Annotated in this window: 11 protein-coding genes; 2 read left to right on the top strand and 9 right to left on the bottom strand. The window is 66.0% G+C overall.

Annotated features, from left to right (window positions below; translation table 11 throughout):
• Positions 1 to 230 precede the first annotated feature (230 nt).
• The 9 genes from fusA to OX89_RS09265 all read right to left on the bottom strand — a co-directional run bounded on the left by fusA (position 231) and on the right by OX89_RS09265 (position 8,538).
• Positions 231 to 2,339: an elongation factor G gene (gene fusA, locus OX89_RS09305; protein ID WP_047350413.1), complete on the bottom strand. Its 2,109-nt coding sequence runs from the start codon at positions 2,337 to 2,339 to the stop codon at positions 231 to 233.
• 155 nt (positions 2,340 to 2,494) lie between these two features.
• Positions 2,495 to 2,968: a 30S ribosomal protein S7 gene (rpsG, locus tag OX89_RS09300; protein ID WP_011803739.1), complete on the bottom strand. Its 474-nt coding sequence runs from the start codon at positions 2,966 to 2,968 to the stop codon at positions 2,495 to 2,497.
• Between the two features lie 170 nt (positions 2,969 to 3,138).
• A complete protein-coding gene (rpsL, locus tag OX89_RS09295; protein ID WP_003059441.1) occupies positions 3,139 to 3,516 on the bottom strand; it encodes a 30S ribosomal protein S12 in 378 nt (125 codons plus the stop codon).
• Between the two features lie 150 nt (positions 3,517 to 3,666).
• Positions 3,667 to 4,830: a D-alanyl-D-alanine carboxypeptidase family protein gene (locus OX89_RS09290; RefSeq protein ID WP_047350412.1), complete on the bottom strand. Its 1,164-nt coding sequence runs from the start codon at positions 4,828 to 4,830 to the stop codon at positions 3,667 to 3,669.
• Between the two features lie 79 nt (positions 4,831 to 4,909).
• Complete coding sequence (locus OX89_RS09285) at positions 4,910 to 5,557, bottom strand: alpha/beta hydrolase (protein WP_047350416.1); 648 nt, start codon at positions 5,555 to 5,557, stop codon at positions 4,910 to 4,912.
• An 83-nt stretch (positions 5,558 to 5,640) separates the two neighbouring features.
• On the bottom strand, positions 5,641 to 5,982 hold the full coding sequence (locus tag OX89_RS09280; RefSeq protein WP_011803736.1) for a ferredoxin: 342 nt from the start codon (positions 5,980 to 5,982) through the stop codon (positions 5,641 to 5,643).
• A 9-nt stretch (positions 5,983 to 5,991) separates the two neighbouring features.
• Positions 5,992 to 7,089, bottom strand: coding sequence for a VanZ family protein (locus tag OX89_RS09275; protein WP_047350411.1), 1,098 nt, complete (start codon positions 7,087 to 7,089; stop codon positions 5,992 to 5,994).
• Between the two features lie 97 nt (positions 7,090 to 7,186).
• Positions 7,187 to 7,615, bottom strand: a complete 429-nt coding sequence (locus OX89_RS09270) for a CopD family protein (protein WP_047350410.1) — start codon at positions 7,613 to 7,615, stop codon at positions 7,187 to 7,189.
• A 209-nt stretch (positions 7,616 to 7,824) separates the two neighbouring features.
• The gene (locus OX89_RS09265; RefSeq protein WP_047350409.1) at positions 7,825 to 8,538 is read right to left on the bottom strand and encodes a ligase; all 714 of its coding nucleotides are present in this window, start codon (positions 8,536 to 8,538) and stop codon (positions 7,825 to 7,827) included.
• A gap of 160 nt (positions 8,539 to 8,698) precedes the next feature.
• Here OX89_RS09265 and hemB point away from each other — a divergent pair, with 160 nt between their 5' ends.
• Both hemB and OX89_RS09255 read left to right on the top strand, forming a co-directional pair.
• Positions 8,699 to 9,706 carry a porphobilinogen synthase gene (gene hemB, locus OX89_RS09260; RefSeq protein ID WP_047350408.1) on the top strand — a complete coding sequence of 336 codons (1,008 nt, stop codon included), beginning with the start codon at positions 8,699 to 8,701 and terminating at the stop codon, positions 9,704 to 9,706.
• Positions 9,707 to 9,808: 102 nt separating this feature from the next.
• Entirely contained in the window at positions 9,809 to 10,951 is a 1,143-nt protein-coding gene (locus OX89_RS09255) for a magnesium transporter CorA family protein (protein ID WP_234305541.1), read from the top strand.
• The last annotated feature ends 56 nt before the right edge of the window (positions 10,952 to 11,007 follow it).

Genomic DNA, 11,007 nt, shown 5'->3' with positions numbered 1-11,007 from the left:
CCACGTTCACGTGGGGCTTGGTACGTTCAAACTTACCTTTTGCCATTTTCGAACTCCAAAAGAGCAATGCCTGTGTGAGGGTTTAACGTCTGCATCCGGTTGCTGGTTCGGCCCGCACAGTGCAACAGGACGGCACCGGATCGCAGATTGCAAGAAACTTGCTAGAAAAACAGGAGCTGCCTGCGCTTGATGGACAAGCGTTAGCAGCTCTTTTTGCTTATATGCCCGGCTTACTTGGCGCGAGCCGCAACGATGGCTTCGGCCACGTTGCGCGGTGCTTCGGCGTAGTGCTTGAACTCCATCGTGTACGTCGCGCGACCTTGCGTCATGGAGCGCAGCTGCGTGGCGTAGCCGAACATCTCGGACAGCGGGACTTCGGCCTTGATGACCTTGCCGCCGCCGACCATGTCGTCCATGCCCTGCACCATGCCACGACGGCTGGACAGGTCACCCATCACGGTACCGGCGTAATCCTCGGGCGTCTCGACTTCCACGGCCATCATGGGCTCGAGGATGACGGGGTTGGCCTTGCGAGCCGCTTCCTTGAAGCCGAAGATAGCAGCCATCTTGAACGCCTGTTCGGACGAGTCCACATCGTGGTACGAACCGAACGTCAGACGCACGCGAACGTCCACCACAGGGTAGCCCGCCAGCACGCCGGAGGTCAGCGCTTCTTCCACACCCTTCTGCACCGCAGGGATGTATTCGCGAGGAACCACACCGCCCTTGATTTCGTCGACGAACTCGAAGCCCTTACCTGCTTCTAGGGGCTCCAGCGTGAACACCACGTGGCCGTACTGACCCTTACCACCGGATTGGCGCACAAACTTGCCATCCACATCGGTGACGGTCTTGCGCACGGTTTCGCGGTAGGCCACCTGGGGCTTGCCCACGTTGGCTTCCACGTTGAACTCGCGCTTCATGCGGTCCACGATGATTTCCAGGTGCAGCTCGCCCATGCCGGCGATGATGGTCTGGCCCGATTCTTCGTCGGTGCGCACGCGGAACGACGGGTCTTCGGAGGCCAGGCGCGACAGGGCAATACCCATCTTTTCCTGGTCAGCCTTGGACTTGGGCTCCACGGCCTGTGCGATCACAGGCTCGGGGAACACCATTTTTTCCAGCACGATGGGCGATTCGATATCGCACAGCGTGTCACCGGTGGTCACGTCCTTCAGGCCCACGCAGGCAGCGATGTCGCCAGCGCGAATTTCCTCGATTTCCTGGCGTTCATTGGCGTGCATCTGCACGATACGGCCGATACGCTCCTTCTTGCCCTTCACGGCGTTGAACACGGTGTCACCCTTGGTCAGGACGCCCGAGTACACGCGCACGAAAGTCAGCTGGCCCACGAACGGGTCAGTCATCAGCTTGAATGCCAGGGCCGAGAATTTCTCGTTGTCGTCGGCCTTGCGCGACAGCTTCTTCTCTTCGTCGTCGGGATCGGTACCGGCCACGTCGGGGATATCCACGGGCGAGGGCAGCAGATCCAGCACGGCGTCGAGCATGCGCTGCACGCCCTTGTTCTTGAACGCGGAGCCGCACAGCATGGGCTGGATTTCCGTGGCGATGGTGCGCTGGCGCAGGCCGCCGATGATCTCGGCCTCGGACAGGTCGCCCTCTTCCAGGTACTTGTTCATCAGCTCTTCGCTGGCTTCGGCGGCGGCTTCCACCATGTTCTCGCGCCACTTCTTGCAGGTGTCGACGAGCTCGGCGGGGATCTCGCCGTATTCGAACTTCATGCCTTGCGAGGCCTCGTCCCAGATGATGGCCTTCATCTTCAGCAGGTCGACCACGCCCTGGAAGTTGTCTTCCGCACCGATCGGCACCACGATGGGCACAGGGTTGGCCTTCAGGCGCAGCTTCATCTGGTCATAGACCTTGAAGAAGTTGGCGCCGGTACGGTCCATCTTGTTCACGAATGCCAGGCGGGGCACCTTGTGCTTATTGGCTTGGCGCCACACAGTCTCGGACTGGGGCTGCACGCCACCCACGGCGCAGTACACCATAACGGCGCCGTCCAGCACGCGCATGGAACGCTCCACCTCGATGGTGAAGTCCACGTGGCCGGGGGTGTCGATGATGTTGATGCGGTGCTCGGGGCGGGACAGGTCCATGCCCTTCCAGAAGCAGGTCACGGCGGACGAGGTGATCGTGATGCCGCGCTCTTGCTCTTGCTCCATCCAGTCGGTGGTGGCTGCGCCGTCGTGCACTTCGCCCAGCTTGTGGGTCACGCCCGTGTAGAACAGGATACGCTCGGACGTCGTGGTTTTGCCAGCGTCGATGTGTGCGGAGATACCGATATTGCGGTAGCGCTCAAGGGGTGTTTTGCGAGCCATGATGAATCCTTGGTTGATCGCTTGGGTTTCGGAGCCGCACGCTGCGCGCGACTATTGTCTTAAGGGCCTCCATCAACACAAGGCCGCAGCGCGCTTGTGCACGCCTGCGGCCTTTATCGTGATCAGAGATGAACCCTTGATGACTTCCGTCTGGTTTAGAAGCGGAAGTGGCTGAAGGCCTTGTTGGCTTCGGCCATGCGGTGCACTTCGTCACGACGCTTCATGGCGCCACCACGGCCTTCGGTGGCTTCCATCAGCTCGTTGGCCAGGCGTTGGGCCATGGACTTCTCGCCACGCTTGCGGGCGGCTTCCTTGATCCAGCGCATCGACAGGGCCAGACGGCGCACGGGACGCACTTCCACGGGCACCTGGTAGTTCGCACCGCCCACACGGCGGGACTTCACTTCGACCATCGGCTTCACGTTGTTGATGGCCGTGACGAACACTTCCAGAGCATCCTTTTCAGGCTGCTTCTGGGAGATCAGATCCAGGGCGCCATAAATGATGCGCTCTGCAACTGCTTTCTTGCCGCCTTCCATGATCACGTTCATGAATTTGGACAGCTCGACATTGCCGAACTTGGGATCCGGCAGGATTTCACGTTTGGGGACTTCGCGACGACGTGGCATTTTTTACCTCTATCTTTGCTTCAGTTGGCACCGTTCCCGGCACCGCGAGAGCCATTCAGGACTCCCACTTACTCGACCCGCGCAGAACACCTGCGTTTAGGGTCACTACGCTGTGTCACCGCGCCACGCGGGAACAGCACCGAAAAATCTCAGACCGAAAGGTCCAGGGCTTACTTGGCCTTGGGCTTCTTCGCGCCGTACTTGGAGCGGGCCTGCTTGCGATCCTTGACGCCTTGCAGGTCAAGCGAACCGCGCACGATGTGGTAACGCACACCGGGCAAGTCCTTCACACGACCGCCGCGCACCAGCACCACGCTGTGCTCTTGCAGGTTGTGGCCTTCACCGCCGATATAGGAGATCACCTCGAAACCGTTGGTCAGGCGCACCTTGGCGACCTTACGCAGAGCGGAGTTAGGCTTCTTCGGTGTCGTGGTGTACACACGGGTGCACACGCCACGGCGCTGAGGGCAGTTTTCCATAGCAGGGCTTTTGGATTTGACAACTTCGACCGTGCGGCCCTGACGCACGAGTTGGTTAATGGTTGGCATTAATACGTCCCTAAACGTGAATTGCTATAAAAAGCGAAAACGTGAAACCCTTCGGAAATTCCGAAAAGCCTTCTAATGTACCAGTTTGAGAGCGGACAGGCAATCCGGGGACGATGCCCCCCCGGTTGAGCCGCCTCCAAAGCATGGCGTTTACTTGATCCAGAGGCGAATGGCGTCCCAGGCACGGCCGAAGATGCCGGCCTGTGCCACATCCTCCAGCGCCACCAGGGGCACCTCGGCCACCTGCTGCTCACCCAGCTTCACCTTGAGCGTGCCGATGGCCTGTCCCTTGGTGAAGGGCGCGACCAGCGGGTCCTTGCGTACGATCTCGGTCGTGACCTTGCCCGCGCTGCCCGAAGGCACGGTGATCACGATGGCTTCAGGGCGGCCGATCTTGAGGGTGCTCTGCGTGCCCTTCCACACGGCGGGCGTGGCGGCAGCCTGGCCAGCGTCGAACAGCTTCACCGAATCGAACGCCGTGTAGCCCCAGTTCAGCAGCTTCTGGCTCTCGTTGGCGCGGGCGTTCTCACTCGCGGCCCCCAGCACGATGGACAGCATGCGGCGCTGCCCCACATTGGGAAACTCGCGTTTGGACGTGGCGACCAGGCAATAGCCCGCGGCGGCGGTATGGCCGGTCTTCAGGCCGTCCACCGATGGATCGCGGAACAGCAGCATGTTGCGGTTGTTGCTGTTAGAGGCGGGCGTGCCCTCGTAGCGGTACTGCTTGGTCGAGTAGTAGTGCATGTACTCGGGGAAGTCCTGCATCAGCCGGGTGGCCAGCGTGGCCAGGTCGCGCGCGGAGGTGGTGTGGCCGGGCTCCGTCAACCCCTCGGGGTTCTTGTAGGCGGTGTTCGTCATGCCCAGCGCCTTGGCCTGCTCGTTCATCAGGCGCACGAAGTTTTCCACCGTACCGCCCACACCTTCGGCCAAGGCCACGGTGGCGTCGTTACCCGACTGCACGATCATGCCCTTGAGCAGGTCGTCCACCGGAACCTGCATCTTGGGATCGATGAACATGCGCGAACCCGGCATCTTCCAAGCACGCTCGCTCACCGGCAGGCGCTGCTCCAGCGTGATCTTCTTGGCGCGCAGTGCGTCAAAGACCAGATAGCCCGTCATGAGCTTGGTCAGCGAAGCCTGCTCCACCGGCGCGTCGATGTCCTTGGTCGCCAGCACCTGGCCGGCCGTCACGTCCACCAGCATGTAATTGCGGGCGGCGATCTCCGGCGGTTGGGGCACCTGCGCCCAGAGGATGGCGGGGGCCATCAGGGCGGCGCAGGCAAGGGTTCGCAGGGAGGACAAAAGAGACTTCATGGTGGGAACAGGCACTCGGGAAACGGGAGAAGAAACGGGCCGACCGCATGGTCGGCACAAGAGAAACGGTGCCGCGCCGTCAGGGCGCGGATTGCAGGTGGCGCATGACCAGGCCCTTGAGCAGCGGCAATTGTCCGTGAAAGAAATGACCGCCCCCAGGCACAACCGTAACCGGCAGTGTCTGCGGGCGCGCCCAATCCATCACTGCGGACAAGGGCACGGTGTCATCGGCTTCGCCGTGCACGACCAGGGTGCGCAGATGGGCCTCGGCGGGTACGTCGGCCACCTTGAAACGGCTGGCCGCCGTACCCACGAGCACGGCGCGCTCCACTGGGCGCTCGGGCCACAGCCGCGCCAGCGCGTGGCTGGTGACGAAGGCGCCGAAGGAGAAACCCGCGAGGGCAATCGGCACGGCGCCAGGCCCCTCGGGCGCCACCTGGCGGACGACGGCCAGCAGATCCTCCAGCTCACCGCGCCCTTCGTCATGCACGCCAGCGGTACCGCCGACGCCGCGGAAGTTGAAACGCACGGCCGTCCAGCCGCAGGCTACAAAGGCCCGCGCCACGGTCTGGACCACCTTGTTGTCCATGGTGCCGCCGAAGAGCGGGTGGGGATGGGCGATCACCGCCACGCCGCGCGGCGGTACGCCGTCGGCCGCGGCATCGCGCGCAGCCTCGATGGCGCCCGCGGCGCCCGCGAGGGTCAGGCGTTCGGTCTGGGCATTCACGTTGCTATCCAATCAAGAGCTGCCCGCGCTGGATGGGAAAGCGCTGGAGCCCAAAACACTACAAAGAGGATAGTGAGCGCAAATCAGCGGCCAAGTTCCGGCGGCGTGAGCAAGCGCTCGACCACCACGCCGTTCTTGAGGTGCGACTCCACGATCTCGTCGATGTCACTCTCATCCACGTAGGTGTACCAAGTCCCTTCGGGATAGACCACGGCGATGGGGCCGCCGGCGCAGCGGTCCAGGCAGCCCGCCTTGTTCACGCGCACCTTGCCGGGGCCCATCAGGCCTTGCTGCTTGACCAGCATCTTGCAGCGGTCAAACGCCTGCTGGGCGCCATGGTGGGCGCAGCAGTTCTCGCCGTTCGTGCGCTCGTTCAGGCAAAAGAAGATGTGGCGCTGGTAGTACTGGGGGGTGGTGTCGCTCATGGCACGATTCTAGGAGTCGCCATCGCGGCGCGACACCCGCAATACCACATAGGCGAGTGCCCCATAGGGCCAGAGCCAGCCCAGCCACTGCCCCAGGCCGTAGAAGCGGATGAAGCGCCCCTGCTCCCAGGCCTGCAGCGTCTGTGCGAAGTAGGCGCTGGTGGGCGCCTGGTTGAGCAGGTTCAGGTGCAGCATCAGCGCCAGCAGCAGCAACGCCGCGCAGCCGCGCCGCGGCACGGCCGCCATCGTCAGGGCCGCCCCCAGGGCAACAAGCACGCCCATGCGGGCCGGCAGCGTGAGCCACTCCCAGGCGTGCGTGGGCCCGTAGCTCAGCAGCGACGACAGCGCCGTCACGCCCACGCCCACGGCGGCCGTCGCCAGTGCGAAGGCCATGCGGCGCCCCGCATGGCGCATGACGCAGTAGCCCAGCAGGCAGGGGATCAGCAGCCCCAGCGCGACGGCCATGAGCTCGGCGCCCGGCGACAGTGGCTCCAGCGGCGCCTCGCGCACGGGCAGCCACTGCAGAAACGGCGTGTCCTGCAGCGCGTCGATGAGCGCGGCCTCCAGCCGCTCCCACATCTGCCCCAGGCCAAAGGGCAGCGCCGCCGGGAACAGCAGTGCCCAGGGCCACAGCGCCAGTAGCACCAGCGCGCCGCGCGCATGCGGAACGAACCAGCGCTCGCGAAAGCGGCTCCAGCGCGCAATGGCCCCGAAGCGCTCCAGCAGCGCGGCCGCCAACGCTCCCAGCAGCGCACCGGTCGCGTTGAGCGCGAAGTCCATGTTGGACGGCACCCGCCGCGGCAGGAAGATCTGCAGGTATTCCATGCTCAGCGACAGCAGCGCACCCGCCAGTGCCGCCAACGGCACGGCCGCGCGCGGCCAGCCAGAACGCAGGCCCGCCAGGGCCAGCAGGAACCCCAGCGGGGCATAGCCCGCGATGTTCATGTTGACGTCGAACCAGGTCCAGTACGGCGGCGGGATGCGCGCCGAGAAGAACACCCAGGGCGAGATTCCCTGCTCGCGCCACCCGTCGAACGGGAACAGGCTGGCGAAGACGATCAGCGCCGCGTAGATGAGCGCCAGAGGCCAGGCGGACGTCTTGTGCATGCCCTCTCAATCACCTCGTGCCGTGGCCGCTGCCGCCCGCCGCGCGCCGCCCCCATTGCAAGGGAACGAAGCCGGGCAACGCTGCAGCCGCTGCATCTCAGAACGGCTTGACGACCACCAACACCACGGCGACCAGCAGCAGCAGCACCGGCACCTCGTTGAACCAGCGGAACCAGCGGTGGCTGTGCTGGTCCGCGTTGGAAGTCAGCCTGCGCAGCAGTACGGCGCAGGCGTGGTGGTAGCCCACCACCAGCAGCACCACGGCCAGTTTGGCGTGCAGCCAGCCGTTGCCCGGTCCCTTGCCGATGCCGTAGCCCAGCCACAGCCACAGGCCCAGCGCGATGGCGGGGACCGACAGCAGCGTGGTGAAGCGCAGCAGCTTGCGCGCCATGAGCAGCAGGCGCTCCCGCTCGGCCACCGACCCGGGCGCCACCATGGCCAGGTTGACGAAGATGCGCGGCAGGTAGAACAGGCCAGCAAACCAGCTGGCGACGAAGACGATGTGAAAGGCTTTGACCCAGAGCATCGGCGCAGTGTACGTGGCGGTGCCGGCGCTGCATGACCCGGTCGGGACACGGAACCGCCACGAGGCAAAAAAATGCCCGGAAATCCGGGCGGAAAACCCCGCCGCGTCGCAGGCAGCGGGGCCCGCTCAGGGAGGTGAAGCGGGGGGCGGAGGGGCCGCCCGGGGCCAATCTAGCACCCACCGCCAGGGTGCGCAAGATGGAGCGTCGGCTAGGGACGGTTCGGTGCTGGTGCCTGGCGCGCGGGGTCGTCCGCCGCCTCGCCCGCGCCGTCGCCCGCTTCTTCACCCAGCGTCTGTGTCAGCGCCACGCGCAAGGCGCGGGCCATCTGCTGCGCATCCGGCGCACAGGCACTGAGTTCGGCGCACGAAACGGTGCGCGCGCGCAGTGCAGCTTCGTCGCCCTGCTGGTCCAGCGCCTGGCACAGCAACGCCCAGTCCGGGGGCGTGACCAGGGTGCCCGCCACTAGCAGCACGCCAGCGCGCTGGCGCCGCTGGGCCAGGCCGACCAGCTTGCGTCCGGCCGCGTCCACCACTTCCCACGGTGCAAGGCTGCCATAGCAGGCCCAGGGCACCACCGGCCCGCCGCGGGCGTTGGCAGCGGCAACCTGATCGGGCGGCAGCGCCCGCGCCGCCACACCCCACGGAGCCAGTACCTGCGCATGCAATTGGCCCAGCCCCTGGTAGCTGTCGGGCAGGCGGCCCTGCACCCAGGGGTGCGATGGCGGCAGCACCACCGAACAACTCACCATCCACGGGCCGCACAGCACCGCACCACCGCCCGAGGGGCGCTGCAACAGCTCCATGCCGAGCGCCAGGCGCGCGCGTGCCCCGTCCAGATAGGCGCGCTGCGAGCAACCCAGCACCACCGCGGGCGTTTCGTAAGTCCACACGCGCCAATAGGGCCGCGTCACTGCGGTTTGCATGTACCGCTGGTTCCAGCGGTGCTCCTGTCCTGCGGTGGTGATGGCGCACTCCTGGCGAGATGGCAAGTGGCACAGGCTACCACCAGCGGCCACGGGCAGGCCCGGGCAAGGATGAGCGCAGGGGTGGAGCCCGGCATGGGAGTGAAGGACAATCGACGCCATGCATCTGTCCAGCCCCACCCCCTTTCCCGCCAATCGCCCGCGCCGCCTGCGCCGCGATGCATTCACCCGCAACCTGGTGCGTGAGACCGTGCTCACGCCGCACGACTTCATCTACCCGGTGTTCGTGCACGAGGGCTCCAACCTGCGCGTACCCGTGGCGTCCATGCCCGGAGTGGAGCGCCTGAGCCTGGACCTGCTGCTGCCCGTGGCCGAGGAATGCGTGAAGCTCGGCATCCCGGTGCTCGCGCTGTTTCCGTCGATCGATGCGGCGCTCAAGACGCCCGATGGCAAGGAGGCGCTCAACCCCGACGGGCTGATCCCGCGCGTGGTGCGCAGGCTCAAGGCCGAATTCCCCGACCTCGGCGTGATGACCGACGTGGCGCTGGACCCCTACACCAGCCACGGCCAGGACGGCCTGCTGGACGACACCGGCTACATCCTGAACGACGAGACCGTGGAACTGCTGGTAGGCCAGGCCCTGACCCATGCCCAGGCCGGCGTGGACATGGTCGCGCCCAGCGACATGATGGACGGGCGCATCGGCGCCATCCGCGAGGCGCTGGAGGCCCACGGCCAGATCTACACCCGCATCATGGCCTACAGCGCCAAGTACGCCAGCGCCTTCTACGGCCCGTTCCGCGACGCGGTCGGCTCGGCCGCCAACCTGGGGCGCAGCAACAAGAACGTCTATCAGATGGACCCGGCCAACACCGACGAAGCCCTGCGCGAGGTGGCGCTGGACCTGGCCGAAGGCGCCGACATGGTCATGGTCAAGCCCGGCATGCCCTACCTGGACGTGGTGCGCCGCGTGAAGGACGAGTTCAAGGTGCCCACCTTCGCCTACCAGGTCAGCGGCGAGTACGCCATGCTCAAGGCCGCCGCCGCCAACGGCTGGCTGGACCATGACAAGGTGATGATGGAGTCGCTGCTGGCCTTCAAGCGCGCGGGCGCCGACGGCGTGCTGACCTACTTCGCGCTGGACGCCGCGCGTTTGCTCGCAAAATAATAGCTGCTTGCGCTTGATAAACAAGCGCTGGAGGCCGATTTGACCCTAACCCCGCAGGCGATCCGCATCTTCCACCTGCAGCCCGGCGCCCAAGCGCGGGAAATGCCCGAGCTGCCCACCCAGCCGCCCGCGCGGGGCTTTTACTGGATCGCCTGCACACGTGCGGCGTTCAGCACCGAACTGCCGCGCCTGCAGGGCGTGCTGCAGGCGCTCACGGGCCAGCAGCTGGTGGACTTGCACGTGTCCGATCTGCTCAACGCCCAGCTACCCTCGCATTACGACTACACCTCGCAGTACGACATGCTGGTGGTGCGCCGCCTGAGCGCATCGCTCGCCCCCGCGGCCGCCCCGCTCATGCCGGCGGCGGCGCGCGGCGGCCCGCCCGTACTGCGGCGCATCGACACCAGCCCCGTGGGCTTCGCGGTGTTCGACCAGGTGCTGCTGTCGGTGCACCCGGCCGACTGCTCCGTGCGCGATGCCTACGCGGCGCGCCTGATCACCCCACCGGCTCCGACGACGACGCCCCCGCCCGAGGCGCCCAACGGCAACGCGCCGCCCACCACGCCCGCCGAAGCCGTGGTGCGCGAACTGCGCACCGGCCCTGTGGCCGGCACGCGCCTGCCCGCCAGCCCGGCCGACCTGATGCTGCGCATGGTCAACCAGATCGTGGACAACTACCTGGACCTGCGCCGCGAGCTGTCGCGCCAGCTCGACCACTGGCAGGCCGAGCTGCTGCAGCCGCGCACGCGCTTTAACAACTGGCGCGCCCTGATGGACGCGCGCCTGACCCTGCACCAGCTCGACGAGATCTGCGAAGACCAGCGCGCCGCCGTGCAGGCCTGGTGCGCGGTGCTGGAGACCTGGGCCCCCTCGTCGGACACGCCGGCGGCCCTGCGCGAGCTGGACCTGCTCAAGGTGCGCAGCCGCGACGTGCTGGAGCACATCGAGCGCGTGGTGCACCACGTGCGCCGGCTGGAGCAAAGCACCGAGGCCACGGTGCAGATGCACTTCTCGGCGCAGAGCAACCGCACCAACGACATCATGCGCACGCTCACGGCGCTCACCGCCGTGTTCCTGCCGCTGAACCTGATCGCCGGCATCTTCGGCATGAACTTCGAGTTCATCCCCTTGGTGCACAAGCAGGACGGCTTCTGGTGGGCCATGGGCAGCATGACCGCCACGGCCGTCGGCCTCACGCTGTTCTTCTGGCGCAAGCGCTACCTGGCACGCACCGGCCAGGGCTGACCCCTTCGCCGCACGCGCGGCTGCACGGCCACGCCGTCCCGGCTTCCAGCAGGGTT

The organism is Diaphorobacter sp. J5-51 (assembly GCF_001023515.1).
Taxonomy (GTDB): domain Bacteria; phylum Pseudomonadota; class Gammaproteobacteria; order Burkholderiales; family Burkholderiaceae_C; genus Diaphorobacter; species Diaphorobacter nitroreducens.
The sequence above is the reverse complement of the archived record's forward strand: the minus strand, read 5'-3'. Positions and strand labels throughout refer to the sequence as shown.

Bases quoted from the DNA above. Each gene is read 5' to 3' on its own strand.
- fusA (WP_047350413.1), bottom strand. From the start codon at position 2,339: ATGGCTCGCAAAACACCCCTTGAGCGCTACCGCAATATCGGTATCTCC.
- rpsG (WP_011803739.1), bottom strand. From the start codon at position 2,968: ATGCCACGTCGTCGCGAAGTCCCCAAACGTGAAATCCTGCCGGATCCC.
- rpsL (WP_003059441.1), bottom strand. From the start codon at position 3,516: ATGCCAACCATTAACCAACTCGTGCGTCAGGGCCGCACGGTCGAAGTT.
- OX89_RS09290 (WP_047350412.1), bottom strand. From the start codon at position 4,830: ATGAAGTCTCTTTTGTCCTCCCTGCGAACCCTTGCCTGCGCCGCCCTG.
- OX89_RS09280 (WP_011803736.1), bottom strand. From the start codon at position 5,982: ATGAGCGACACCACCCCCCAGTACTACCAGCGCCACATCTTCTTTTGC.
- OX89_RS09275 (WP_047350411.1), bottom strand. From the start codon at position 7,089: ATGCACAAGACGTCCGCCTGGCCTCTGGCGCTCATCTACGCGGCGCTG.
- OX89_RS09270 (WP_047350410.1), bottom strand. From the start codon at position 7,615: ATGCTCTGGGTCAAAGCCTTTCACATCGTCTTCGTCGCCAGCTGGTTT.
- OX89_RS09265 (WP_047350409.1), bottom strand. From the start codon at position 8,538: ATGCAAACCGCAGTGACGCGGCCCTATTGGCGCGTGTGGACTTACGAA.
- hemB (WP_047350408.1), top strand. From the start codon at position 8,699: ATGCATCTGTCCAGCCCCACCCCCTTTCCCGCCAATCGCCCGCGCCGC.
- OX89_RS09255 (WP_234305541.1), top strand. From the start codon at position 9,809: ATGCCCGAGCTGCCCACCCAGCCGCCCGCGCGGGGCTTTTACTGGATC.